The sequence below is a fragment of the Micromonospora vulcania genome, assembly GCF_042658605.1.
Classification (GTDB): Bacteria; Actinomycetota; Actinomycetes; order Mycobacteriales; family Micromonosporaceae; genus Micromonospora; species Micromonospora vulcania.
In genome coordinates this window covers 18130-42234 of record NZ_JBHSQS010000004.1, presented here as the reverse complement: position 1 = coordinate 42234, position 24105 = coordinate 18130, and the positions used below count along the sequence as shown (strand labels likewise).

24 protein-coding genes are annotated in these 24105 nt (G+C 72.0%); 12 read left to right on the top strand and 12 right to left on the bottom strand.

Going from position 1 to position 24105, the window contains the following annotated elements; genetic code table 11:
• Positions 1–86: 86 nt before the first annotated feature.
• Both ACFQGL_RS07160 and ACFQGL_RS07155 read left to right on the top strand, forming a co-directional pair.
• Entirely contained in the window at positions 87–374 is a 288-nt protein-coding gene (locus ACFQGL_RS07160; RefSeq protein WP_074318059.1) for a hypothetical protein, read from the top strand.
• A 13-nt stretch (positions 375–387) separates the two neighbouring features.
• Positions 388–699 carry a hypothetical protein gene (locus ACFQGL_RS07155; RefSeq protein WP_377508339.1) on the top strand — a complete coding sequence of 104 codons (312 nt, stop codon included), beginning with the start codon at positions 388–390 and terminating at the stop codon, positions 697–699.
• A 13-nt stretch (positions 700–712) separates the two neighbouring features.
• On the opposite strand, the gene ACFQGL_RS07150 is transcribed toward ACFQGL_RS07155, so the two are convergent.
• A complete protein-coding gene (locus ACFQGL_RS07150; RefSeq protein WP_377508336.1) occupies positions 713–1303 on the bottom strand; it encodes an HhH-GPD-type base excision DNA repair protein in 591 nt (196 codons plus the stop codon).
• A 95-nt stretch (positions 1304–1398) separates the two neighbouring features.
• Between ACFQGL_RS07150 and ACFQGL_RS07145 the strand changes: the two genes are divergently transcribed.
• Together ACFQGL_RS07145 and dtd are read left to right on the top strand one after the other, a co-directional pair.
• Entirely contained in the window at positions 1399–2883 is a 1485-nt protein-coding gene (locus tag ACFQGL_RS07145) for a DUF7782 domain-containing protein (protein ID WP_377507303.1), read from the top strand.
• A gap of 40 nt (positions 2884–2923) precedes the next feature.
• On the top strand, positions 2924–3346 hold the full coding sequence (gene dtd / locus ACFQGL_RS07140) for a D-aminoacyl-tRNA deacylase (RefSeq protein ID WP_377507300.1): 423 nt from the start codon (positions 2924–2926) through the stop codon (positions 3344–3346).
• Between the two features lie 61 nt (positions 3347–3407).
• Here dtd and ACFQGL_RS07135 read toward each other — a convergent pair whose 3' ends face one another.
• A complete protein-coding gene (locus ACFQGL_RS07135) occupies positions 3408–4196 on the bottom strand; it encodes a sporulation protein (protein WP_377508333.1) in 789 nt (262 codons plus the stop codon).
• A gap of 230 nt (positions 4197–4426) precedes the next feature.
• Here ACFQGL_RS07135 and sigB point away from each other — a divergent pair, with 230 nt between their 5' ends.
• On the top strand, positions 4427–5443 hold the full coding sequence (gene sigB, locus ACFQGL_RS07130) for an RNA polymerase sigma factor SigB (RefSeq protein ID WP_377507297.1): 1017 nt from the start codon (positions 4427–4429) through the stop codon (positions 5441–5443).
• A gap of 66 nt (positions 5444–5509) precedes the next feature.
• Here the strand turns inward: sigB and ACFQGL_RS07125 are convergent, their stop codons facing one another.
• Genes ACFQGL_RS07125 through ACFQGL_RS07115 form a run of 3 tightly spaced genes read right to left on the bottom strand, consistent with a single transcriptional unit; the run spans position 5510 to position 10177 of the window.
• Positions 5510–8065 carry a bifunctional acetate--CoA ligase family protein/GNAT family N-acetyltransferase gene (locus tag ACFQGL_RS07125; RefSeq protein WP_377507294.1) on the bottom strand — a complete coding sequence of 852 codons (2556 nt, stop codon included), beginning with the start codon at positions 8063–8065 and terminating at the stop codon, positions 5510–5512.
• Positions 8066–8086: 21 nt separating this feature from the next.
• Positions 8087–9268, bottom strand: coding sequence for an acetoin utilization protein AcuC (locus ACFQGL_RS07120; protein ID WP_377507291.1), 1182 nt, complete (start codon positions 9266–9268; stop codon positions 8087–8089).
• Between the two features lie 48 nt (positions 9269–9316).
• On the bottom strand, positions 9317–10177 hold the full coding sequence (locus ACFQGL_RS07115; RefSeq protein ID WP_377507288.1) for a sulfurtransferase: 861 nt from the start codon (positions 10175–10177) through the stop codon (positions 9317–9319).
• 100 nt (positions 10178–10277) lie between these two features.
• On the opposite strand from ACFQGL_RS07115, the gene ACFQGL_RS07110 reads away from it, so the two are divergent.
• On the top strand, positions 10278–10967 hold the full coding sequence (locus ACFQGL_RS07110) for a metal-dependent transcriptional regulator (protein ID WP_377507285.1): 690 nt from the start codon (positions 10278–10280) through the stop codon (positions 10965–10967).
• A gap of 19 nt (positions 10968–10986) precedes the next feature.
• Here the strand turns inward: ACFQGL_RS07110 and ACFQGL_RS07105 are convergent, their stop codons facing one another.
• From ACFQGL_RS07105 to ACFQGL_RS07095, 3 genes are all read right to left on the bottom strand, one after another.
• Positions 10987–11535 carry a hypothetical protein gene (locus tag ACFQGL_RS07105; RefSeq protein WP_377507282.1) on the bottom strand — a complete coding sequence of 183 codons (549 nt, stop codon included), beginning with the start codon at positions 11533–11535 and terminating at the stop codon, positions 10987–10989.
• Positions 11536–11657: 122 nt separating this feature from the next.
• The gene (locus ACFQGL_RS07100) at positions 11658–11912 is read right to left on the bottom strand and encodes a DUF5522 domain-containing protein (protein WP_377507279.1); all 255 of its coding nucleotides are present in this window, start codon (positions 11910–11912) and stop codon (positions 11658–11660) included.
• Positions 11913–11961: 49 nt separating this feature from the next.
• Positions 11962–12951, bottom strand: a complete 990-nt coding sequence (locus tag ACFQGL_RS07095) for an asparaginase (protein ID WP_377507276.1) — start codon at positions 12949–12951, stop codon at positions 11962–11964.
• 176 nt (positions 12952–13127) lie between these two features.
• Between ACFQGL_RS07095 and ACFQGL_RS07090 the strand changes: the two genes are divergently transcribed.
• Genes ACFQGL_RS07090 through ACFQGL_RS07075 form a run of 4 tightly spaced genes read left to right on the top strand, consistent with a single transcriptional unit; the run spans position 13128 to position 16859 of the window.
• Positions 13128–14402: an MFS transporter gene (locus tag ACFQGL_RS07090; protein WP_377507273.1), complete on the top strand. Its 1275-nt coding sequence runs from the start codon at positions 13128–13130 to the stop codon at positions 14400–14402.
• Between the two features lie 50 nt (positions 14403–14452).
• Positions 14453–15016, top strand: a complete 564-nt coding sequence (locus ACFQGL_RS07085) for a dihydrofolate reductase family protein (RefSeq protein ID WP_377507270.1) — start codon at positions 14453–14455, stop codon at positions 15014–15016.
• A 3-nt stretch (positions 15017–15019) separates the two neighbouring features.
• Complete coding sequence (locus tag ACFQGL_RS07080; RefSeq protein WP_377507267.1) at positions 15020–15862, top strand: alpha/beta fold hydrolase; 843 nt, start codon at positions 15020–15022, stop codon at positions 15860–15862.
• Between the two features lie 55 nt (positions 15863–15917).
• Positions 15918–16859 (top strand): MerR family transcriptional regulator, encoded by a 942-nt coding sequence (locus ACFQGL_RS07075; protein WP_377507264.1) that lies wholly within the window; start codon positions 15918–15920, stop codon positions 16857–16859.
• A gap of 40 nt (positions 16860–16899) precedes the next feature.
• On the opposite strand, the gene ACFQGL_RS07070 is transcribed toward ACFQGL_RS07075, so the two are convergent.
• The 3 genes from ACFQGL_RS07070 to ACFQGL_RS07060 are packed head-to-tail and all read right to left on the bottom strand — an operon-like array spanning position 16900 to position 19920.
• Positions 16900–17835 (bottom strand): DUF2332 domain-containing protein, encoded by a 936-nt coding sequence (locus ACFQGL_RS07070; protein ID WP_377507261.1) that lies wholly within the window; start codon positions 17833–17835, stop codon positions 16900–16902.
• Positions 17836–17883: 48 nt separating this feature from the next.
• Positions 17884–19026, bottom strand: a complete 1143-nt coding sequence (locus tag ACFQGL_RS07065; RefSeq protein WP_377507258.1) for an NADAR family protein — start codon at positions 19024–19026, stop codon at positions 17884–17886.
• Positions 19027–19077: 51 nt separating this feature from the next.
• Positions 19078–19920 carry an oxidoreductase gene (locus tag ACFQGL_RS07060; protein WP_377507255.1) on the bottom strand — a complete coding sequence of 281 codons (843 nt, stop codon included), beginning with the start codon at positions 19918–19920 and terminating at the stop codon, positions 19078–19080.
• 181 nt (positions 19921–20101) lie between these two features.
• Between ACFQGL_RS07060 and ACFQGL_RS07055 the strand changes: the two genes are divergently transcribed.
• Together ACFQGL_RS07055 and ACFQGL_RS07050 are read left to right on the top strand one after the other, a co-directional pair.
• Complete coding sequence (locus tag ACFQGL_RS07055) at positions 20102–20650, top strand: TetR/AcrR family transcriptional regulator (RefSeq protein WP_377507252.1); 549 nt, start codon at positions 20102–20104, stop codon at positions 20648–20650.
• Between the two features lie 273 nt (positions 20651–20923).
• Positions 20924–22084 carry a Shedu anti-phage system protein SduA domain-containing protein gene (locus ACFQGL_RS07050; RefSeq protein ID WP_377507249.1) on the top strand — a complete coding sequence of 387 codons (1161 nt, stop codon included), beginning with the start codon at positions 20924–20926 and terminating at the stop codon, positions 22082–22084.
• Positions 22085–22375: 291 nt separating this feature from the next.
• On the opposite strand, the gene ACFQGL_RS07045 is transcribed toward ACFQGL_RS07050, so the two are convergent.
• Positions 22376–24034, bottom strand: coding sequence for an SMP-30/gluconolactonase/LRE family protein (locus tag ACFQGL_RS07045; protein ID WP_377507246.1), 1659 nt, complete (start codon positions 24032–24034; stop codon positions 22376–22378).
• Positions 24035–24105: the final 71 nt, after the last annotated feature.

Sequence of the window (24105 nt, the reverse complement as noted above, 5' to 3'; positions counted from 1 at the left end):
TACGCCCCATCCTGTCACCGCGACGCCGTGATCAGCGAAATTCGACGCATCCCGTTACGTGTTACGTACGTGGTACGCTCCGCGACGTGGGCAGCAGGTTCAGCTTCACCGACGAGGCGTTGGCCAACCTGAGGGTCTACGACGTCACGCCCGGGGAAGTCTGGGAGGCGCTGCACAGCGCCCGACGGGTCATCCGCCACCTGGGCGACGACGTGATGGTGGTCTACGCCGCCGCTCGGCGGGGCCGCCGGCTGGCGGTGCTGCTCGCCGAGGCCGATGGCACCGACAACGACTGGGACATCCTCTCCGCCCGCGAGCTGAGCGACGTCGAGTCCAAGCGCTACGACGAGGCCGTGCGGAGATCTCGCCGATGAGGAGGCCGTGACGATGCACCGTAACGACGCGACCAAGCAGTTCCACAGCGGTGACGACCGGCTCGCCGAGCTGATCGACGAGAGCCCGCCGGTGGAGCTGCCCACCCCCGACACCGACGTGCCGATGGTGAGCCGGTCGGTCCGGCTGCCGCTGGAGACCTACGACCGGGTGCGGGCCGCCGCCGACGCCCGGGGCATCGGGGTCACCACACTGATGCGTCAGTGGATCGAGGCGGGCCTGGCCGACCTGGACGACTCCGCGACCGTCTCACTCGCCGACGTCCGGCGCGCACTGGCCTCGCTGGCCCACCCGACCGCCGCCTGAGACGGTCGGCCGGTCAGGCGCCGGCCGCCTTCGCCTTGGCTGCGGCCTTCATCTGCTGCTTGTACTCCCGCACCTGGCGCAGCGAGTCGACGTCGGTGACGTCCGCCACCGACCGGTACGCGCCGGGGTCGCCGTACCCGCCGGCGGCCTGCCGCCAGTCCTGCGGGGTCACCCCGAACCGCTTGCCGAGCAGGGCGACGAAGATCTGCGCCTTCTGCTTGCCGAAACCGGGCAGCTCGGCTACCCGACGCAGCAGCTCCGGCCCGTCGGTGGCGTCGTTCCAGAGCCGGGCGGCGTCACCGTCGTAGCGGTCCACCAGCACCTGGCAGACCTCCTGCACCCGGGCCGCCATCGCCTTCGGGAACCGGTGCAGCGCCGGCGGGGTGGCGAAGAGCGCGAGCAGGGCCTCCGGGTCGTACCCGGCCAGCTCCGCCGCGTCCAGGTCGTGGCCGAGCCGCTGCACCAGCACGTACGGCGAGGAGAACGCCTTCTCCATCGGCACCTGCTGGTCGAGGACCATGCCGAGGAGCAGGGCCAGCGGGCTGCGCTCCAGCAGCCGGTTGGCCTCCGGGTCGATGGGAAGCACGAGCGTCATGGCCACCATCCTGCCTCGGCCGCCGAGCAGGACGAACACCGACGCTCCGGGTCGATCCGGCGGGTGGCGCGTACCCGGGACATCGCGAGGGGCAGGATGGCGACGTGGACGAACACGACATGCTGCTCTCCCCCGCCGGCGTCGACGCACTGCGCACCGCGCTGACCCGGGCCGGGTTCACCAGCAACGGCATCGCGGATCGGCTCGGCGCGCAGACCACCAGCGCGGTCGCACGCAACGACTACCGGGCCGCGCTACGGGCCACCGAGGACCGCGACCCGCTCGGCATCATGATCCGGGTGTTCATCTGCGACCAGACCGAGTCGGAGGCGGCGGTGGCTGCCGCGCTGGCACCGTTGACCGTCGACGAGGCGGTGGCCGGCGGGCTCGTCGAGCGACACGGCGACGGGCTCCGCGCCGGCGTCGACCTCGAACCGTACGGCGACGACTGGTGGGTGCTCGCCGACGTACCGGCCAGCGCCCGACCGGGCCGGCCACTGCACGCCGAGCACGTGCTCGGCATCGGCGGCGCCACCCAGACCCTGATCGGCGCGACCGTCCGCCGTCCGGTCGACACCGCACTGGACCTGGGCACCGGTTCCGGCGTCCAGGCCCTGCACCTGGCCACCCATGCCAGGTCGGTGACCGCCACCGACCTGTCGGAGCGGGCGCTGCGCTTCGCGGCGACCACCGCCGCCCTCAACGGCCAGGACTGGGAGCTGCTGCGCGGCGACATGGTCGCGCCGGTGGCCGGCCGGCGCTTCGATCTGGTGGTGAGCAATCCGCCGTTCGTGGTCGGCCCGGGCACCACCACGCACGTCTACCGCGACTCCGGGCGGGTGGGTGACGCGATCGGCGCCGAGCTGGCCGCCGCCGCACCCGGCCTGCTCACCGAGGGCGGCACGATGCAGTACCTGGCGAACTGGGTGCACATCGCCGGCGAGGAGTGGGACGAGCGGGTGGCCGGCTGGTTCGCCGGCACCGGCCTGGACGCCTGGGTGATCCAGCGCGAGGTGGCCGACCCGATGGCGTACGTCGACCTGTGGCTCACCGACGTCGGCGAGAGCGCCGACCCGCAGCGGATGGCCGCCTGGCTGGACTGGTTCGACGCGCACAAGGTCGAGGCGATCGGCTTCGGCATCGTGTCGCTGCGTCGGGGCGGGCACGCCGATCCGGTGGTCCGCGTGGAGGACCTGCGCCAGCGGGTGCAGCCGCCGCTGGGCGACCAGGTCGCCGCCTGGTTCGACCGCCAGGACTTTCTCCGGGTACGCGACACCGAGGCGCTGCTCGCCGAGCGCTACCGGGCCGCCGAGGGTCTCCAGCTGCGGCAGGAGGCCACCATGGGCGACGAGGGCTGGGCGGTGGACCGGCAGGTCCTCGCGATGCCGCACGGTCTGCGCTGGACCGAGGAGATCGACCCACTGGTACTGGCGCTGGTCGGCGGCGCCGACGGCCGGCTGCCGCTACGCGACCAGCTCGCCCTGCTGGCGGCGGCGCACGACGTCGAGCCCGCCGAGCTGGCCGAGGCGGCCGGGCCCATCGTCGCGCACCTGGTGGAGCGGGGCATCATCGAGCCGGTGACCACCTGATGCGGGTGGCTCGAAAGACCGGCACGCGGGTGCTGCGCTGATGCGGGCGGTGGTGCAGACCGTCGGACGGGCCAGCGTGACGGTGGACGACGAGGTGGTCGGCGCCATCGAGAGCGGCCTGCTGGTGCTGCTCGGGGTGACCCACACCGACACCGCCGAGACCGCCCGGACGATGGCCCGCAAGGTGCACGAGCTGCGCATCCTGGACGACGAGCGGTCCGCCGCGGACGCCGGAGCGCCGATCCTGGTGGTCAGCCAGTTCACCCTCTACGGCGACGCCCGCAAGGGCCGCCGCCCGACCTGGACAGCGGCGGCACCCGCCGAGGTCGCCGAACCCCTGGTCGACGCGGTGGTGGCCGCCCTACGCGACCGCGGCGCCCACGTGGAGACCGGCCGCTTCCGCACCCACATGCTGGTCGAGAGCATCAACATCGGCCCCCGAACCCTCCTCCTAGACCTCTAACCCCCACCCCACCCCTCTCTCAGCCTGTTGATCAAGAGGGGGGAGGGGAAGGGGTTGGGGGTTAGGAGAAGAGGCCGCGGCGGGTTAGGGACTGGCGTAGCCAGTTGTCCAGTTCGGCGGTCCAGTCGGTGCGGTCGGCCGTGGCGTGGTCGACCGTGAACCGGCCGAAGGCGTCCCGGCCCTCGGTGAAGACGCCGCCGCGCTTGTCGACCTCCAATACGACCTGCATCTGCTGCGGGTCGGCGATGAAGGTGACCTCCAACTGGTTGACCGAGCGGGCGTACTGCGGCGCCGGGCTGAACTCGATCTCCTGGTAGAACGGCAGAGTCTGTCGTACGCCATAGATGTGACCACGCTCCACATCGGCGCGGGCGAACCGGAAACCCAGCCGCAGCAGGCCGTCCAGCAGCCGCTCCTGTGCCGGCAGCGGGTGCACCGACACCGCGTCCAGATCGCCCTTGTCGACCGCGCGGGCGATCTCCAACTCGGTCCGCAGCCCCATCGTCATGCCGTGCAGGTGCTGCCCGTACAGCTCGGTGACCGGCGTCTCCCACGGCACGTCGAACCGGAACGGGATGTCGTAGCGCTGCCCCGGCTCCAGCCGGAACGCGCCGGTGATCTGCTGGCGGTGGAACTCCTGGTTGCTGTCGTACTCGCTGTCCCCGCTCTCCACCTCGACCCGGGTGACCAGCCCGAGCGCCACGTGGTCGACGTCGACCTGGTGGTCACCGCCGACCACCTGGATGCGGCCTTCCAACTGGCCGCCGGGGCGGCAGTTCGGGTTCGCCAGCACCGTCTCCACCGACGGGCCGCCGACCCCCATCGCCTGCATGAGCCGTTTGAAGACCACGCCGTCCTCCATCTCCTGACCTCGTCGGCCCGCACTTGCCGACCGTCGGCACGGTAACCGTGGCGGGCAAGGACACACCGGGGCGACACTCCGCACCCGCTTTCCGACCCGATTGCTGTCGGGTGCCCGATCGCCTCACTCCCGTTTCACGCCCCGCCCGCCAAGCTGTGTCTCACACCGGCACCACTGGGCCGGAGACACGGCACAGACGTGGAAACGGGGAGACAGAGATGGTCCTGCAGATGACGGAACACCGGATGCGCCCGGCCACCAGCACCGACACCGACGGGGCCGTCGAAGCCCTCGCCGACCTGGACGCCACCGACGAGCGCGGCATCTCCACCGACCTGGTCCGGGCGTACCTCAACGGGATCGGCCGGACCAAGCTGCTGACCGCGGCGCAAGAGGTCGACCTGGCCCGCCGGATCGAGGCCGGCCTGTTCGCCGACGAGAAGCTGGCGACCTGCACCCCGGTCTCGCCGGAGCTGCGGGCCGATCTGGAGCTGATCATCGCGGAGGGTCGGGCGGCCAAGGACCACCTGCTCGAGGCGAACCTGCGGCTGGTGGTCAGCATCGCCAAGCGCTACACCGGACGTGGGATGGCCTTCCTCGACCTGATCCAGGAGGGCAACCTCGGACTGATCCGCGCGGTGGAGAAGTTCGACTACGCCAAGGGCTACAAGTTCTCCACGTACGCCACCTGGTGGATCCGGCAGGCGATCACCCGCGCGATGGCCGACCAGGCCCGCACCATCCGCATCCCCGTACACATGGTCGAGCAGGTCAACCGGATGGTCCGGGCCCGCCGCGAGCTGGCGGTCACGCTGGGCCGTGAACCCACCGTCGCCGAGGTCGCCGGCGCGCTGAACATCCCCGAGTTCCAGGTCATCGAGCTGATCTCGTACGACCGGGAGCCGGTCAGCCTGGACCAGGCCGTCGGCGACGACGGTGAGAGCGCCCTCGGCGACTTCGTGGCCGCGGTGGACCCGCGCGCCGAGCCGGGTGACGTGGCCGCACACGGCGAGCTGCGCAACGAGGTGCACATCGTGCTGTCCACCCTGTCCCAGCGGGAGCAGGCGGTCATCCGGCTCCGCTTCGGTCTGGACGACGGTCGGCAGCGCACCCTGGACGAGGTGGGCCGGGAGTTCGGCCTGTCCCGGGAGCGGATCCGGCAGATCGAGAAGGTCACGCTGCTGAAGCTGCGCGCGCCGGAGCGGGCCCAGCGGCTGGAGGCTTACGCCTGTTGACGCACTGATTCCCACGAGAGGCCCTGGCGGTTCGCCGGGGCCTCTCGTGCGTTCGCGCTCGGTAGGTCAGAGGCGGCGGGGGCCGGTGTCCGGGCGGGCCGCCGCGCCACCCACCCGTACCGCGGCGTGCAGGACCGAGATGCCGTCCGGGCGGGCGAGCACCGGATTGAGGGTCAGCGAGCGCACCCGGGGCTGCTCGTCGGCGAGCCGGCCGATCCGCAGCAGCAGGTCGGCCAGGGCCGCCCGGTCGACCGGGGCCGCGCCCCGGTGCCCGCGCAGCAGCGGGGCGGCCCGCGGCTCGTCGACCAACTCGGCGGCGTCCCGGTCGGTCAACGGCACCGCCCGCCAGGCCCGGTCACCGAGCAGCTCGGTGGCGACCCCGCCGAGACCGAACCCCACCACCGGCCCGAACGCCGGATCCTCCATCAGCTCCACCACGCAGGCCACTCCCGGCGGGACCATCGGCTGGACCAGCACGTCCGCGCCGAAGACCGCCGCCAGTTCGGCGTACGCCCGGCGGACGGTCGACTCGTCGGGCAGGTCGAGCCGGACCGCTCCGAGGTCCAGGCGGTGGCGCAGCCCCGGGGCGGCGGCCTTCAACGCCACCGGGAAGCCCAGCCGTACCGCCGCGTCCGCCGCCGCGTCGACCGAGTCGACCGACGTCGACGCCACCACGTCGATGCCGTACGCGGCCAGCAGCGGAACCGGGTCGGCGGTGTCGGCGCGCAGCGCGGCCTGCCCGGCGATCCGGTCGATCCGGGGCAGCTCGGATGCCACGCCGGGCGGGCGGCGCAGCCACTCGGCGTACCGGTGCACCCGGGCGAGCGCCCGGACCGCCTCCTCCACGCCGCCGTACGCCGGCACCCCGGCCGGCAGCCGACCGACCAGGAACGTGGCCACGGTCGGCTTGCCCAGCGCGAGCGCGGCCGGCAGCGCGGCGGTGACGTCGGCGTCCACCTCGGTGCGTTGACCGGGCAGCGGTGGGGCGAAGACCACCACCAGCGCGTCCACCCGGTCGTCGGCGGCGGTCTCGGCCAGCGCGGCGGCGAACTCGGCGGCACCGGCGCTCGGCCCGACGTCCCGGGGATATCCGTCGACGACGGTGAGGCCCTGCCCGGCGCAGGCGGTCGCGGCCAGGCCGGTGAGGGCCGAGGAGTTGCCGACCACGCCGACCCGGCCGCCGGCCGGCAGCGGCTGGTTGGCCAGCAGCACCCCCACGTCGAGCAGCTCCGGCACGGTGTCCACCCGGATCACGCCGGACTGGGCGAAGAGCGCGGCAACCGCCACCGTGTCCGGCCCGGTGCTGTCGCCCAACCCGACCGGGCGGGCCGGTGAGGCGAGCGCGACGACCGGTTTGGACCGGCCGATCCGCCGGGCCAGCCGGGCGAACTTGCGCGGGTTGCCGAAGGTCTCCAGGTACAACATGATCACGTCGGTGCCGGGGTCGTCCTGCCAGTACTGAAGCAGATCGTTGCCGGAGACGTCGGCCCGGTTGCCGGCCGAGACGAAGCTGGACAGCCCGAGGCCGCGCCGGTCGGCCTCGGCGAGCAGCGCCACCCCGAACGCGCCGGACTGGCTGAAGATGCCGACCCGACCGGCCGGTGGTAGTGCCGGGGCGAGGGTGGCGTTGAGGCGTACCGCCGGATCGGTGTTGGCCACGCCGAGACAGTTCGGGCCGACGACCCGCATGCCCGCGGCGTGCGCCGCGCGGACCAGGGCCCGCTGCGTCGCCGCGCCCTCGGCGCCGGCCTCGGCGAAGCCCGCCGAGATCACCACCAGGCCGTGCGCCCCGGCGGCGGCCGCGTCGGCGACCACCGCGGTCGCCGCCTCCGGCGGCACCGCCACCACCGCCAGGTCCAGCGGAACCCCGGCGTCAACCCCCGAGGTGTACGCGGGCAGCCCGGCCACCGTCGACGCATTCGGATGCACCGGCACCACCGCGCCGGTGAAGCCGCCGTCGCGCAGGTGCCCCAGCACCGCCGCGCCGATGCCCTGGCCGGACGCGCTGGCACCGTAGACGGCGATGCCCCGGGGAGCGAGCAGGCGGGCGATCGAGCGGGCCTCGGTACGGTGCTCCCGGCCGCGCTGGACCTCCAGGGTGGCCTCGGTGGGGGCGATCGGGAAGCTCAGGTGCACCACGCCGTCGGCGTACTCGCGCTGGACCTGGTAGCCGAAGTCGGCGAAGACCCGCAGCATCGTCCCGTTGGCCGGCAGGACCTCGGCGACGAAGCTCATGATGCCGTTGCGTCGGGCCGCGTCGGCCAGGTGCTCCATCAACACCGAGCCGATGCCCCGGCCCTGGTGGGCGTCCTCCACGACGAAGGCCACCTCCGCCTCCGGCGCCTGTGGGCCAAGTCGCTCGTAGCGGCCGACCGCGACGATCCGGTCGGCGGCCAGCACCACGTACGCCTCCCGGTCGTGGTGGTCGACGGTGACGAACCGGATCAGGTCACGCTCGGGAATGCGCGGGTACGGCGAGAAGTAGCGCAGGTAGCGGGTGCGCTCGGAGAACCGGCCGTGCATGGCCACGATGTCCGGCGCGTCGTCCGGACTGATCGGTCGCAACTGGACGGTGCTGCCGTCGCTGAGCAGCACATCCACCGGCTGGTCCGTGGTCGTCACCGGCGCGGTCTCCGGCCCGGCTCAGTCGCGCGGGTCGTGTGGGTCGAGCCCGAGCAGCGGGAAGACGGTCTTGCGGGTGGCCGCGATCGCCCGGTCCACCGCGTTGGGCTCGCCGGTCGGCTGCCACGGCGTGTACGACGGGTCCGCGTCGTCGGTCATCCGCAGCGGGACCTCCCGACCCGGACGACGGGCGGCGGCCAGTTCCCGCCACGCCGACGGGGTGAGCGTGGCCGGGTCGATCGGGTCGCCGGTGGCCACGGCCAGCAGGTGGCTCCAGGCCCGGGGCACCACCTCGACCAGCGCGTACCCGCCGCCGCCGGTGGCCACCCAACGGCCGTCGCACAGCTCGTCGGCGAGCGCCCGCAGCGCCAGGTAGGTGGCCCGCTGCCCGTCCACCGTCAGGTTCAGGTCGGCCAGCGGGTCCAGTCGGTGCCCGTCGGCACCGCACTGGCTCACCAGCACCTGGGGCCGGAACGCGCGCAGCACCGACGGCACGATCGCGTGGAACGCCCGCTGCCAACCGGTGTCGTCGACGCCCGGCGGCAGCGGCATGTTCACCGCGCTGCCCTGCGCGCCCGGCCCACCGGTCTCGTCCGGGAAACCGGTGCCCGGGAAGAGCGCGAGCGGGGTCTCGTGCAGGCTGACCGTGAGCACCCGTGGGTCGTCCCAGAAGACCTGCTGGACGCCGTCGCCGTGGTGCACGTCGACATCCACGTACGCGATCCGCTCGGCGCCCAGGTCGAGCAGGCGGGCGATGGCCACCGCCGGGTCGTTGTAGACGCAGAAGCCGGAGGCCCGCGCGGGCATGGCGTGATGCAGGCCACCGGCCACGTTCACCGCCCGCCGGGCGTCACCGCGCCAGACCGCCTCGGCGGCGGCCACGGTGGCACCCACGATCAGGGCGCTGGACTCGTGCATCCCGTCGAAGATCGGGTTGTCCGACGTGCCCAGCCCGTACCCGGCGAACAGCGGGTCACGCGGCGCGGCGCGCACCGCGGCCAGGTAGGCCGGGTCGTGCACCCGGGTGAGCAGCGCGTCGTCGGCCGGCTCCGGCTTGACCAGGCGGACGCCCGGACGGTCCAGGATGCCCAGTTCGCGGGCGAGCGCGACGGTCAGCTCCACCCGGACCGGGTCGAGCGGATGGTCGCCCATGTCGTAGGCGAGCAACGACTCGTCCCACACCACCACCGTGTCGTCGGACATCTGCCCATCGTCGCACGAGGACCGTCACCGGCCCACCGCACGCGCTGGTCAGCTGCCGGGTGTCGGCCCGGAGGCCACCGGTCGGGCCGGATCGGCCACCCAGTTGCTCCACGATCCGACGTAGAGCGCCGCGTCCGGCCGGCCGGCGAGGTGCAGCGCGAGCACCGCCTGCGCGGCGGTCACGCCAGAGCCGCAGTACGCCCCGACGGCGCGCGCCCCGGTCACCCCGACCGCGGCGAACCGCTCCCGCAGCACCTCGGCGGCGAGGAAACGGCCGTCCGGGCCGACGTACTCGGGGGCGGGCAGGTTCGCCGCGCCCGGCACGTGCCCGGCGATCGGGTCGATCGGCTCGACCTCGCCCCGGTAGCGGGGCGCGGCCCGCACGTCGAGCAGTACGGCGTCGTCGGCCGCGGCCAGGGCCGCGGCCTGCCCGGCGTCGAGCACCGGGAGGTCACCCGGGCGTACCTCGACATCGCCGAGGGCCGGGGCGGGCGCAGTGGTGGAGACGGCTAGACCGGCGGCGGCCCAGGCCGGGTAGCCCCCGTGCAGCAGGCGAACCGGGTGGTGCCCGGCCCAGCGCAGCGTCCACCAGGCCCGCGAGGCGGCCAGCCCGTCGCCGCCGTCGTACACCACCACGGGGTGACCGGCCCGGACGCCGGCGGCCCGCAGCACGGCCTGCAACGCGCCGGGGTCGGGCAGCGGGTGCCGGCCACCGACACCGGGCGGCCCACAGAGCGCGGTGTCCAGATCCACGAAGACGGCCCCCGGGAGGTGGCCGGCCAGGTAGTCGGAGTGCCCGGGCGGGCCGGTGAGCCGCCAGCGGACGTCGAGCAGGGTGGGCGGATCGGCGCTGTCGAGCTCGGCGGTGAGCCGGTCGACCTCGATCAACAGCTCCTGGGTACCGGACATGGCGACCATCCAACACCATCCGGGTCGTCACCCCGCGGTTCGGCGGCGGTCGCTTGTCGGTTGCCGGGGTAGCATCGTGCACCGGAGGGCCGCTGACGTCATGAAGTCTCACGACCTGGTCGACACGACCGAAATGTACCTACGCACCATCCTCGAACTGGAAGAGGAGGGTGTGCCGCCGCTACGCGCGCGGATCGCCGAACGGCTGCACCAGAGCGGCCCCACGGTGAGCCAGACCGTCGCCCGGATGGAGCGCGACGGGCTGCTCACCGTCGAGGGCGACCGGCACCTGACACTCACCGAGCAGGGCCGCGGCAGCGCCGTGTCCGTGATGCGCAAGCACCGCCTCGCCGAACTGCTGCTGGTCAACGTCATCGGGATGCCCTACGAGGAGGCCCACGAGGAGGCCTGCCGCTGGGAGCACGTGATGAGCGACGCGGTGGAGAAGCGGGTGTACGACCTGTTGAACCGGCCGACCCGGTCCCCGTACGGCAACCCGATCCCGGGTCTGCAGGAGCTGGGCTCACCGGCGGCCGAGGCCACCGAGGCGGGCGAGGGCGAGCGCAATCTGGCGTTCCCCGGCCTCTCCGGGCCGGTCGTGGTGCGCCGGATCTGCGAGAGCGTGCAGAAGGACGCCGACGTGCTGCGCCAACTGCACGCCGCCGGTGTCGACCCGGGTGCCACGGTGACCGTGGCCCAGGAGCGCGACGGCGTGTCGATCGACCGCTCCGGCGACCGGGTCCGACTGCCCCGCGAGGTCGCCTCCCGGGTCTTCGTCGCCGCCAACTGACCACCACGGGCCCCGGGCGTCACAGCGCCCGGGTGTCCACCTTCTTGGCCAGTGCGGCCAGATCGCCGGCCAGCTTGTCGACGGCCGACCGTTCGGTGCCGCGGGCGCTGGTCCAGCTCAACGAGGCCAACCGCCCGTCGGTCGCCAGCCAGCCCACCTCGGCCACCGGCCCGTGCCCGCCCGCCGCGGCGATGGTCCGCCGGTATGCCTGCTGGCCCAGCCCGGTGACCTTCGCCGCCTTGTCCGGCGTCACATCGGAGGCGAAGGTGGCCTTGTCGATCGTGGTCTCGGTCACCGTCAACGCCAGCTCCGGCAGCGTCGCGTGCTCGGCCCGTACGACACAGGTGTGCGTGTCGTCCCGTTCGCTGGCCGCCGCCACGTCGAAGCGCACCTTGAGCTGCTCTTCGATCAGCGTGAAATCCAACAGCCGGCAGGCGCCACCCGAGGAGGCCGCCGCCACGTCCACCGCGATCGGTGCCGGGGGCGGCACCGCCACCGGCTCGGCCTCGGCGGCACAGCCGCTCACCAGCAGCCCCGCCAGCCCGGCGACCACGATCCGCGCGCGCACGTTCCATCCTCCCGCCGACCGACGGTCCAAGGCGCCCGCCGGATGTCCGTCGGACACCGTACGGGGTGTCCGGTCCGGGCGGAAGCCCACGTTCGGTGGGTCCGCCCCGAGCCGGCCCGCGCTCATCCGAACGGCGCGTCGTCGACGTACGGGCAGTGCCGGCACCCGCGTCCACAGCAGGTGCCGCGGCGGGCCAGGAATGCGGCGCTGAGCACGAACAGCCCGGTCGCCGGGTCCAGGTAGCCGGCCTCCCCGGCGGCCAGCGCGGCGGCGTGCACGGCGAGGATCCGGGCCCGGTCGGGATGCTCGGGCGGCAGCCGGGACGGGTGCGGCTCGGTGAGCGGCCGGTCCGCCAACGGTCGTCGCTCTCCGGTCACCCGCAGCAGTCTAGGGACGTCCTCCGGCCGACCCGCGTGGGAGCGGCGCTCAGCCGTGCCGGGCCAGCGCGGCGGCCACCTCGTCCCGCCCGGCGCCGACGGCCAGCAGCAGCCGCAGCAGCACCCGCGCCTTGTACGGGTCGAGCAGCCCGCCGTTGAGCAGACCCCGCCGTTGCAGGTCGGCCTCCGAGCCGACCGCCCCGTACGTGTGCCGCAGCACCGAACCGGCCCCGGACCGGGAGGTGAGCACGACCGGCATCCGGCCGGCGAGGTCCTCGAGTACCGGGGCCAGGGCGGCGGGCACGTGCCCCACCCCGAAGCCGGCGACCACCAGGCCCTGGTGGGTGTCGGCCAGGCCGTGCAGCGGCAGCCCGTCGTCGTCCATCGTCACCACGTACAGGGCCACCCGGGTGGCGTCGAGCCGGTCCGGTTCGACCGGCGGCAGCGGCTCGTGCCGCTGCGGCCGGGTGAGCACCCGTACCTCTCCCTCGATCACCTGCCCGAGGGGGCCGGCGTTGGGGGCGGCGAAGGTGGCGGTGCTGGTGCTGTGCGTCTTACGCAGCCAGCGGGCGGCGTACACCTCGTCGTTCACGGCGACCAGCACGCCCAGGTCGCGGGCCGCCGGCGAGGCCGCGACCCGCAGCGCCGCGAGCAGGTTCGCCGGCCCGTCGGCACCGGCCAGGGTCGGATTGCGCATCGCTCCGGTGAACACCAGCGGGGCGGCGTGCGGCCAGACCAGGTCGGCCAGGAACGCCGTCTCCTCCAGCGTGTCGGTGCCCTGGGTGACCACCACGCCGGTCGCGCCACCGGTCACCGCCTGGGACGCCTGCGCGACCACGTCGAGCAGGTGCCGACCGGTGAGGTTCGCGCTGGGCACCGCGCGGGCGTCCCGCACGTCCACGGGTACGCCCAGCTCGGCGAGACCGGGTACGGCGGCGGTGAGGTCCGCGCCGGTGAGTCGGGTGACCACGCCCGGTCGGCCGGCGTCGAGGCCGCCCATCGCGATCGTGCCACCGAGGGTGATCAGGGCGATGGACACCGGTCCGGCCTCCGTTCCGCCACCCGGTTGCCGGGGGCCCTGGGACGGTACCCGTCCTGCCGACCAGGTGAACGACCCGGTCGGCGCGGCGAAATGCGATGTCCCGGGGGGTCGCGTCCTCGGTAGAGTCCTCGGGCCGCCGGCCGGCGGCGCGACCGCAGAGACGGGCAGCGACCGTGACCCAGCAGGTGACCCAGGCCCCGACACTCGCGGCGGGGCACGGCCCGTCGCTCTGGCGCAGCAGGACCTTCCTCCTGCTCTGGGGCGGTCAGACCGTCAGCGAGCTGGGCACCCGGATCGCCAACGTCGCGGTGCCGCTGCTCGCCGCCGACACGCTGCACGCCACCGTCTTCGAGATCTCCCTGCTGACCGTGCTGGCCTGGCTGCCGTACCTGCTCATCTCACTGCCGGCGGGCGTCGTAGCCGACCGGGTCGACCAGCGGCGGTTGATGATCGCCTGCGACCTGGGTCGGGCCGCGCTCATGCTGTCGCTGCCGGTGGCCGCCCTGGTCGGCACGCTCACCCTCCCCTTCCTGTACGCGGTGGTCGGCGTCGGTGGGGTGCTCACCGTGCTGTTCACCGTGGCGTACAAGAGCCTGCTGCCCCGGCTGGTGCCGGGGGACCTGCTGGTCGACGGCAACGCCAAGCTCACCATCAGCCAGGACGCCGCCGAACTTGTCGGCCCGACGGTCAGCGGCGCGTTGATCGGTCTGGTCGGGGCGGCCCGGACGTTCCTGACGAACGGCTTCGCCTTCCTGGTCAGCGCGCTGACGCTGATCCTGATCCGGGAGGCGCCGGCGCACCGCGAGCGGGCCCCCCGCGTATCGCTGCGGGTGGAGCTGACCGACGGTCTGGGCTTCATCCGGCGGCAACCGATCCTGGTCAGCATCCTGGCGTGCACCACCTGGTCGAACTTCTTCGTCATGGCGTCCGGCTCGATCGAGGTGACCTTCCTGGTCCGCGAACTGCACGCCACCCCGGTGCAGGTGGGGCTCGTCTTCTCGGTCAGCGCCGTCGGTGGCCTGGTGGTGGGGGTGCTTGCCGCGCGGCTGTCGGCCTGGCTCGGCTCCGCTCGGGTGATCTGGGTGGCGATGACCGTGCCCGGTCCGTTCTACCTGCTCCTGCCGCTGGCCCGGCCCGGGTGGGGGCTGCTGCTCTACGGGCTCGGACTGGCCGCGTTCTCGGCCAACGCGGTGCTGTTCAACGTCGGGGCGATGTCGTACCGGCAGCGGATCACCCCGGCGCCGATCCTCGGCCGGGTCAACGCGGCGTTCCTCTGGATCTGTTTCGGCGTGATCCCGCTCGGCGCGCTGGCCGGCGGGACGCTGGGCACCGCGCTCGGACTACGCGACGCGCTCTGGGTCTGTGTGCTGGGCACCTGGGCCGCGTGCCTGTTCGTGGTCTGCTCCCCGCTGCGCCGAATGCGGGACATCCCGTCGGTTTCGTCGTAGGGTCCGACGATGCTCGGGGTCGACCACGTCGATGAGCACGGAGGGACGCCATGCGGAAGATCGTTGTGCACATGAGCCTGTCGCTGGACGGGTTCTTCGAAGGCCCGGGCGGAGACATCGGCTGGCACCAGGTCGACGTCGAGCTGCACGAGCACTTCAACGAGGTGATCGGCGCGATGGGTGGTTTCCTCAACGGGCGGGTCAGCTACCAGTTGATGGCCGATTTCTGGCCGACCGCCGATCAGGACCCGACCGCCAGCGCACCGATGCGCGAGTACGCCGGCATCTGGCGGGACATGCCGAAGATCGTCTACTCCCGCACGCTCGACCACGCCGACTGGAACGCCACCATCGTCCGCGAGGTCGACGTCGAACAGGTCCGCAAGCTCACCGCCGAGCCCGGCGGCGACCTGGCGCTCGGCGGAGCCGACCTGGCCGCCACCTTCGCCCGGCACGACCTGATCGACGAGTACCGCATCTACGTTCATCCGGTGCTGGTCGGCCGTGGCCGCCGGCTCTTCCCCGAGGCCGACGCCCCGACCGGCCTGCGGCTGGTCGAGAGCCGGACGTTCGGCAACGGTGTCGTCCTGCTGCACCACGAGCGGGCCCGCTGACCGATGCTCAGCACCTTCGCGGCACCCGACGGGACCACGCTCGCCTACCGGGCGCTCGGCGGCGGCACCCCGCTGGTCTGCCTGCCCGGCGGCCCGATGCGCGACTCGGCGTACCTCGGCGATCTTGGCGGTCTGGGCGCGCACCGGACGCTGGTCATCCCCGACCAGCGGGGCACCGGCCGGTCGGGCATGCCGACGGACACCTCGTCGTACCGCTGCGATCGGCTGGTCTCCGACGTGGAGGCACTTCGCGAGCACCTGGAGCTGGACCGGCTGGACCTGCTCGGGCACTCCGCCGGCGCGAACGTGGCACTGCAGTACGCGACCCGGCACCCCGAGCGGGTGGGCCGGCTCGCGCTGGTCACGCCGAGCACCCGGGCGGTCGGGCTGGCCGCGACCGCAACGCTGCGCCAGGAGGTCACCCGGGTCCGGGCCGGTGAGCCGTGGTTCCCCGCGGCGGCCGCGGCGCTCGACTCCCTGGTGGCGGGTCGGTCCACGGCGGACACCTGGCGGGATATCGCGCCGTTCTTCTACGGCCGGTGGGACGCGGCGGCTCGGGCGCACCAGGCCGCCGAGACCGGCCAGCGTAACCAGGAGGCGGCGCAGATCTTCGGCGCCGATGGCGCGTTCGATCCGCCGGCCGCCCGCACCGCGCTCGCGGAACACTCCGGGCCGGTGCTCCTGCTCGCCGGCGAGCTCGACCTCGGTGCGCCGCCCGGCCTGGTGGCCCAGCTCGGCGGACTGGTGCCCGGCAGCCAGTTGGTCGTTCAGCCGGGCGCGGGGCACTACCCATGGCTCGACGACGCCGAGGCGTTCCGCACGACGCTCGCGGCGTTCCTCGGCTGACCATCGCGTAACGGCCGCTTGAGTCTCCGGCAGGGGGAGACACCAGGGTGGGGGCATGGACGGCGACACGCGCTACACGATCGGCGAGCTGGCCCGGCGGACCGGGCTGACCGTCAAGGCGATCCGGTTCTACTCCGACCGCGGCATCGCACCGCCCACCGACCGCAGCCCGGCCGGCTACCGCCGCTACGACGCCGAAGCGGTCACCCGCCTGGAACTCGTCCGGACGCTGCGCGAGCTGGGCGTCGACCTGGCCACCATCCGGCGGGTGGTGGAGCACGAGGTGCCGTTGGCGGAGGTGGCCGCCACGCATGCCGAGGCGCTGGCGGTGCAGATCCGGGTGCTGCGGCTGCGGCGGGCGGTGCTCAGCGTGGCGGCGCGGCGTCGATCGGGCGCGGCGGAGGTGGACGACCTGCACCGGCTGGCCCAGCTCAGCGCGGAGCAACGGGAGCACCTGGTCGGCGACTTCCTGGACACCGTCTTCGCCGGCCTACGCGACCAGCCGACGTACCCGGGGATCGTCGTCTCGATGACACCCGAGCTGCCCGACGAGCCCACCGCCGAGCAGGTCGAGGCGTGGCTGGAGCTGGCCGAGCTGTGCCGGGACCCCGGCTTCCGGGCCAGCATGCGACGGTTGGCGCAGCAGCACGCCGCCGACCACGACGTCCCGGGGCTACCCCGCCCGGACGCCGTCGCGGTCGTCCGGGACGAGGTGGCCCCTGCCCTGGCCGCCGGTCTCGATCCGTCCGCTCCCGAGGCGGACCCGGTGGTCGCTGCCGTCACCAGCCGGTACGCCCAGCTCAGCGGCCTGCCCGACGACGCCGCCCTGCGCCGACGGCTGCTGGATCGGCTCACCGTGGCGAACGACCCGCGCCGGGACCGTTATCTCGACCTGCTCTCGGTGCTCAACGGCTGGTCGACCGGCGGCGGGGTGACGCCGGCACTGGACTGGTTCAGCCGAGCCCTGCACGCCCGGACGCCGCAGCCAGCCGGTTGAGCCGGCCCGCTGATTCGGTCGCTGGCTGGCGGGCTTGGTTTCAGGCGAACCAGGTCATCGCCTGGCCGTGGCCCCGGGTCCAGGCCAGCGGTTTGCCGTCCAGCGCCAGCACGTTGTGCAGCGCCCCGCCCGGCGGGTCGGGCAGCGCGTCGTGTCGGAGCACGTCCGGGGCCTCGTTCGCGATCCAGTGCCCGGGCAGCCCGCCGACCAGCCGGACGAACGCGTCCCGGCGCGGCGCGGGCACCTGGTAGAGCACGGAGGTGTGGAACACCACCAGCGTCGCGTCGGCCGGCGCCCGCGCGGCCAGCGCCGGAAGGTCGTCCACCAGGTCGCCCCGGACCAGCAGGGGCGGGTCGGCCGCGGCGATCGAGGCCGCCGCCCGCAGCCGGGCCCGCCGGTGCTCGTGCTCCGGCCAGATCAGCGCGTCCAGCCAGGACACGTCGTCGGGGTTGGTCACGTCGAGCGGGTTGAGGTCCAGGCCAGCCCGCCACACCACCTGAGGTACGCGCGCAGGTGGCACCAACCCGCTGGCTGCGCACTCGATCAGCGGCTCCCCCGAGCCGACGCGCTGATCTCCGTAGCGGTAGGCGTACCGGTCGGGATAGAGGCAGAGCCCGGCCGACGCGCCCACCTCCAGCAGGGCGAGCGGCTGCGGCAGCGCGGCCAGCACCGGCAGCAGGACCGCACAGCGGCCGGCCTCGTTCGTCTGGGTGGCCCGGCGGCGGATCTGCGCCTGGACGGCGGGCCAGTGCGCCAGCGCGTAGTCGTGGAACGCGCGCGGGTCGTCGACCGGGCCACCGAGCCACCGGACCACGCCGAACAGCAGGTTCGGCTGCCGCTTGGCCGGCGGGAGCGTGTCGAGCAGGGCGAGCAGTTCCTCGTCGACGGCGACGGCCTGCGACAGCCGCTCGTACGCGGGTGAGACGCCGTACGCCTCACGGGTGGCGAACTCGACGTACGCCTCGGCCGTCGTCATGCCCTCATGATCGCACCCCGTGGAGTGCCGCCGCGCCCCGAGCTTCGCTCAGCCCTGACCTGCGGCGAGGCCCAGTTCTGCGGCGGCGAGCTCGGACCGTACGACCTCGAGCAGTCGCCCGACCCAGTTCGTCCCGCGCCCTCGACCCGCAGCCGCCCAGTAGGCCGAGTCGGCCGAGGCGTAGACGAGCCGGGCGTCACCGGTGGCTTTCAGCTTGTCACCCGCGAACCCGTTCTGGGTGTACTTGGCTCTGAGCAGCTCCGCCATGACCGCGAGCCGGGCGGCCGGCCACCCCTCGTGCCGCGGAGCGTCCTCGGCGAGCTTCATGGCGTCATAGGCACGCTCGGCTGCGACGATCCGCTCCTGCCAGGTCGGGTCACCGGTCGACAGTGCCCAGTACGCGTGTGTAACGGTCGGATAGCTCCGCCCACGGACCTTGATGGGGGCCGGATAGTTGTTCTGCAGGACCTCGATCCCACGCTCCTCCGGCCACCCTCGGGGATAGACCGCGTACGGAATGGTCACCGGAGCGGCCAGCGAGCCTTCCGGCCCGTCAGCCGGCACCTGAGCTTCCCACCGCGCGATGTCCACGTCGCGCTCCCGGAAGTATTCGATCGCTGCCGCGTGCGTCTCGGCCTTGACGATCCGGCCATCCGGGTCGCCGTGCAGCGGAGCGCCGATGTCGCTGATCAAGGCCCGCAGCGGGAAGTCCTTGCGATCCATGTCGCCGAGGGCGTAGACGCGGAGGTGCTGTGGGATGGCGAGGTAACGCTCGCGAATCAGGAGCCGGTTCGCTTCCGACCTGTCCGCGAGGTAGTCGTCGACCGCCTGCAGGCATCGTCCGACGGAGTCCGGCCGGCCATTGAGCCGGTCGATCTCGTCGGCGGCCTCACCCATCAGCATCTCCGCGTCGACCCACGTCTGCGGCTCCGCGAAGCGCCAGCTCGCGAGGTGGTGCGCCCCCGCCCGAGCCCCCTCAGGCAGATTCGTCGCCAGGCAACCGCAACTCAGCTTCTCGCGGAGTCCGTCCAGGTCGGTGAGCTCGCCACCACCGCAGTCGATGGCACCGTCCGCATAGACCTTCAGGTCGGTGAGGAGGTACGTGTCCATACTGCGGGTGAAGACGGGCCGCCACGTGCCCTCGACCCGTTCACCGTCCACGTTGCGGTACGTCCGCTGTCCCCTCGTCATCGGTGCACACTAGCCAAGAAGAAAGGGCCGGGCAGGGGCAGCGACCGACGGTCAGGACCCGGTCGGGTGGTCGGTGGACCGGCTGACCTCGGCCCACTTCCTGGCCTCTTCGAGCCGCCCTTCCTCGGATTTCACGGCGATCTCCAGGGCGTCACTGCCGAGCAGCAGCCGCAGCGGCGGTTCCTGCGCGTCGACGACGTCGACGATCGCCTTCGCCATGCGAGCCGGGTCGCCGGGCTCGTTGCCGCTGTACGCGGCGAACCGGTCCAACCACTCTCCGACGGTCTGCTGGTAGTCGGCACCGAACTCGCCGGACGCGGTCGCGGCGCCGGCGGCCCAGCCGGTGCGGATGCCACCGGGCTCCACAATGGTCACCTTGATCCCCAGCGGGGCCACCTCGTTCGCCAGGACCACGGAGAAGCCTTCGACGCCGAACTTCGCGGTCTGGTAGGCGCCAAGTCCGGGCGTACCCCCGACACGACCGCCGATGGACGAGATCTGCACGAAGTGCCCCGAGCGCTGCCGACGCAGGACGGGCAGCGCGGCCCTCGTCACGTTGATCACCCCGAACAGGTTCGTCTCGATCTGCGCCCGGAGTTCGTCCTCCGGGAAGTCTTCCAGCGAGTTGCTGGTGGCGTAGCCGGCGTTGTTGACCACCACGTCGATGGAGCCGAAGCGGGCGACCACCGCCTCGACCGCCTCTCGGGCCGATGCTGGCGACGTGACGTCCAGCGCCAGGGTCTGCAGCCGCTCAGAGTGCACGTCGGCCAGGTCGGCGAGGGCGTCCGGTCGGCGCGAGGTCACCGCCACCTGATCGCCCGCCGCCAGTGCCGCCAGCGTCAGTTCCTTCCCGAGGCCCTGGGAACCACCAGTGATCAACCACGTGCGTGCCATGACATATCCCCCATGTCTCGTAACGGAGCGTCTCCAGACTTCCAGTCCGGCAGGCGCCCACTCCCACAAATGTGGAAGATTGGCCAGTAACTGCTACGCAAGCGTAGCACTACAAAAGTGGGTCACAACGCCAGCGACGAGAGTCACAGCCTAAGTGCCACCACTGGTACGATGGGGTCCCATGAGAGCTGACGCGGCACGTAACCTCGCTGCGGTACTGCGCACCGGGGCCCGGCTGCTGGCCGAGGACCCGAGCACCTCGCTGTCAGCGATCGCCAGCGCGGCAGGCGTGGACCGGACCACCGTGCACCGCCGCTTCGCCACCCGCGAGGCCCTGCTCAGCGCCGTGTTCCAGGCGAAACTCGACTCCGCCGAACGGGTCCTCGACGAGGCGCGGCTCACCGAGGCACCGGTGGCGATCGCCCTGCACCGCTACGCCGAAGGGATCATTCCGGTCACTCGGGCCTGGCCGGTCGACACCCGTCGAATGATGCGGGACGACCCCACCGCCGACAGCCGGCGCGCGGAGCAGAGCCGACGACTCGACACCTTCGTGCAGCGTGCACGCGACGAGGGATATCTGCGCGCCGATGTCCCGCTGGCCTGGGCGCGGGCAGTCCTCGACCAACTGGTGGACGGCATCGCCCACCGCTTTCCCGACCTGGACGCCCCACAGGCCGCCGACCTGGTGGTCGACACGTTCCTTCGGGGCGTGGGCGCGGCGCAGTAACGCGTCAAGATCCGCACAGACAGCGCTGCCCCGACCTCCGAAGGAGACCGGGGCAGCGCTGGTGTCGTACGTACTGGTGGAGGACACATATTCGATACGTGTTGTATTCCCTTTCGGGCAGTTGACGCTGTCCGGGCAAGTTCTCCATAGCGTCCACCCGCCGGGTCGGTCTTGCGATTCAGCTACGGCGAACGACCCCGCTTCCTAGGCGCACCCGGGCACGGCCTCCTGCCCCAGACGGTCCTGTCATACCCTCGAGCGACGCTCTCCGACATGCCTGGACCTCGCTCGCGCGTCCGATCCGACTTTGCCCTGCGCCTGCTGCTCGAGAAGATCGTCGAGTACGGCCTTTCCGACCACATCCGCAACCTCGTTGAGGACGCGCAGCGGCACATGGGATACCGCAGTCCCTATCGCGGCGGCAGGACGCTTACCGATCTGCTGCGTCAGGCTCACGCCGGAGCCCGCTCCGAAGACGACCAGGACGCCGCCGAGCGGTTGGAGGACGCCCTCTCGTACGCGACCAACGTGATGCTCGCCCCGGATTTAGAGATCAAGTATGGACTGCTTGGCGGCGCCCGGGGCCGGCACGCGAACGCGTTGACTACCTTCATGTCGATTTCCGCGACATTCGTCGCGGACAAGGTTCGCACGTTCTGCGACGAACACCCGCAGGCAACCCGCGACGAGCTAATGGCATATCTCGACGAGATGAAGCATCTAGTCATCACGGACGTGGCCGGGGCAGCCGGGGTCTTCGAGGTCAGCCGCAGCATGAACGAGCAGGCGACCTGGATGACGGAGGTGCTGCTAGACCGCTTACATACTGGCGATTCGGGCGTCGGTGTCACGCCAACCGCTGAGGCTACGGCAGAAGAAATCGCCGACGTGGTGTTGCTGCGAGCACGGCGCCGGGCGCTTCGGGACCTCGATGCCGTCGTCCTCAACCGGCACAGCAGCGAGCGCGACCTGCAGCGAGCGCTGGAGAAGAATCTCTGGATATTCGGTGGGACGCAGCTGGCGGACAGGCTCGGGCCACGGCGGATCAGTCGAGGCATCGAGTTGGACCTGACGCTGCTCCGGCCGGACGGCACCGTGCACGTGGTCGAGTTGAAGCGGGCCGCCGTTCCGCTGCTCACCCATCAGCGGGGCCGGTGGGTACCGACCAACGAGGTACATCGGGCGGTAGCGCAGGCGATGAACTACCTCGTGGTCCTGGACGAGGACCGGGCACGGCTCGCCGAGCACGGCATCGACGTACGGCGGGCCTCAGCGGCGGTGATTATTGGGCACCCCGAGTTCGAGGAGGAGGCGAGCGAGAACGAGGTGGACGCGGCGCTGCGCGTCTACAACAGCCATCTGTCCCGGGTCGAGGTGATCACCTATCAACAGGTGGTTAATCGGGCCGATCGGGTTTTGCGGTTGGTGGAATGAGTGGCAGGTCCGCGCGGATACTGCCCGGCTTCGGCTCGGACGGCGGTGGCCGGAGTCGTCATCGGGGTTCTTGGTCGCGATCGACGGGGCGCGGCTAGACGACGTTCACCGGCATGTCTGCCCTTCCCCGTACGCCCAGGCAGGTGCCTCCCAACCGAATTCGGATGGGAGGCACCTGTTGTGGAGAATCACTAGGGCGATGTCATCCAGTGATTCCTCTTAGCTACTGGAAACAGGAGACACGCCAACCACCCCGGTTTACTGGCGCAGTGCCAATATCCGGGGTGTGCACTATTCCTGGTCGCTGGCCAGGTCCGGTGAGGCAGCGAGGGAGCAGATGAGTACACGACCGTCCAGGGTGCCGATCGCGAGGCGGTCTGGACTGAGTCGGACGAGGGAGAGCGGGACGACGCGGTGGCCGTTGACCCGTAGCTCCTGCCGAGCCTGCACCGCGCCGTCCTCCGCGCGCAGGAGCACCAGTTCCCCTGAGTTGAACGTGACGTAGATAAAGTCGCCGTCGGCGTCGAGCGCAGTGACCTCGTGGTCGGCCGTGAAAACCCATTGCAGCTCACCGGTCGGGTATGCACGGCGAACCACGAAGGCGTTCCCCGGCAGCAGGCCGGCACCATCGTGGACTGCTCCGGCGTACACGAGCGCCGGTCCGGACCGGTCGTCGAGGTACGCACCGCAGCCGCCGAACAGATGGCCGCCTCGCGACTCGTCCCATTCGAGTGGGAACAGGCGTCGCATCGAGCCCTCGGGTACGTCGACGGCGACCACCCACTTGTCTTGCCAGGGCTTGTCTGCCCGGCCCTGGAGGAACAACAGGTCCGGCGTATACCGGATGTCGAAGAAGTGGTTAAACAGGTCATACCGGCCGAGACTGACGGTTGCTGCAGGCGCACCGTCCGGCGATCGAAGCGTGATCTCCTCGGTCGTCGCCTGGCCGGTGTGCTCGGTGCCGCGCAGCGCCCACCAGCCGTCGGCCCGGGACACCACGATCGCAGGCCAGGCGGGCTCGTGGATCGTCTCGACCGCACCGGTATCCAGATCGACCTGCGCCACGACGCTCGGATCGATCGTCCACCGCCGGTCCTCGAATCGGCGCGCCGTCTGTGTCACCGCCAACGCCGTCCGACCATCTGGCAGCACGTTCGCCTGGCAGCCCGCCCCATCGGTCGGCAGTCGCCACAGCGGTTCCTCCGATGCCGGAGACCAGCATTCAAGGCGGACTCCCTCAAGCGCGGCGATGATCCGACCATCGGGTAGCGAATCCACCGCCCACACCGCACGTCGGGCCACCCACCTCAGTCCACGCTGATGGCAGAGCCGCTCGATGATGGTGGCGGCGAGCGCCAGGTCGGTCCGCGGTCCATCCGGAACCGGCGTCTCCCCATAGGGCATCCGGAGCATGGCGGTGGTTGCGCGATCCCAATCGTCGCGCTGAATCGAACACGCGAGGGACGTCGTCCCAAAGCGCTGCTCGTCTTCGTCGCAGGGAATGGCCAGCACCAGGTCAAGCGTCTGCGGATCGCCCCACGCGACCTGTCGGACCTCACGGGGATAGGCGAGCACTGACACCGTGGTGCCAGTGCTCAAGTTCAGCAGGAGCAGTTCACCCTCGTAGGCCCATCCGCCGTCATACGCGCCGGTGCCGATGGCCACCAATGGCAGCGTCGGGTGGAAGGCGATCGTGTTCGCGGGCCAGCGAGTCGTGAAGTGGGCCATACAGGCCAGGTCGCCGGACCGGTACACCGCCGCCGGATACCAGCCTGAATGTGGTCGGGACCGGCCCGAGACGTCACGTCCGTGCCACTGGGGCCGGATGAGCGCGCCAGCGACCACAATGACTTCGCCGTCAGGGTGAGTGGCGACGACGCGTGGTTGGCCGATCTCACGGAACGGACCAGCGCCCAAGACTCGATCCGTCCGGATCTCGAAGGCGCTCACCGGACAGAGGCGGGTTCGATTCTTTCGATCATGGCTGGAATGATGCCGTCCCTACCCGCGAACGGCAAGGC

Bases quoted from the DNA above. Each gene is read 5' to 3' on its own strand.
- ACFQGL_RS07055 (WP_377507252.1), top strand. From the start codon at position 20,102: ATGAGAGCTGACGCGGCACGTAACCTCGCTGCGGTACTGCGCACCGGG.
- sigB (WP_377507297.1), top strand. From the start codon at position 4,427: ATGGTCCTGCAGATGACGGAACACCGGATGCGCCCGGCCACCAGCACC.
- ACFQGL_RS07050 (WP_377507249.1), top strand. From the start codon at position 20,924: ATGCCTGGACCTCGCTCGCGCGTCCGATCCGACTTTGCCCTGCGCCTG.
- ACFQGL_RS07110 (WP_377507285.1), top strand. From the start codon at position 10,278: ATGAAGTCTCACGACCTGGTCGACACGACCGAAATGTACCTACGCACC.
- ACFQGL_RS07075 (WP_377507264.1), top strand. From the start codon at position 15,918: ATGGACGGCGACACGCGCTACACGATCGGCGAGCTGGCCCGGCGGACC.
- ACFQGL_RS07155 (WP_377508339.1), top strand. From the start codon at position 388: ATGCACCGTAACGACGCGACCAAGCAGTTCCACAGCGGTGACGACCGG.
- ACFQGL_RS07070 (WP_377507261.1), bottom strand. From the start codon at position 17,835: ATGACGACGGCCGAGGCGTACGTCGAGTTCGCCACCCGTGAGGCGTAC.
- ACFQGL_RS07150 (WP_377508336.1), bottom strand. From the start codon at position 1,303: ATGGTGGCCATGACGCTCGTGCTTCCCATCGACCCGGAGGCCAACCGG.
- ACFQGL_RS07115 (WP_377507288.1), bottom strand. From the start codon at position 10,177: ATGTCCGGTACCCAGGAGCTGTTGATCGAGGTCGACCGGCTCACCGCC.
- ACFQGL_RS07080 (WP_377507267.1), top strand. From the start codon at position 15,020: ATGCTCAGCACCTTCGCGGCACCCGACGGGACCACGCTCGCCTACCGG.
- ACFQGL_RS07085 (WP_377507270.1), top strand. From the start codon at position 14,453: ATGCGGAAGATCGTTGTGCACATGAGCCTGTCGCTGGACGGGTTCTTC.
- dtd (WP_377507300.1), top strand. From the start codon at position 2,924: ATGCGGGCGGTGGTGCAGACCGTCGGACGGGCCAGCGTGACGGTGGAC.
- ACFQGL_RS07065 (WP_377507258.1), bottom strand. From the start codon at position 19,026: ATGACGAGGGGACAGCGGACGTACCGCAACGTGGACGGTGAACGGGTC.
- ACFQGL_RS07120 (WP_377507291.1), bottom strand. From the start codon at position 9,268: ATGTCCGACGACACGGTGGTGGTGTGGGACGAGTCGTTGCTCGCCTAC.
- ACFQGL_RS07060 (WP_377507255.1), bottom strand. From the start codon at position 19,920: ATGGCACGCACGTGGTTGATCACTGGTGGTTCCCAGGGCCTCGGGAAG.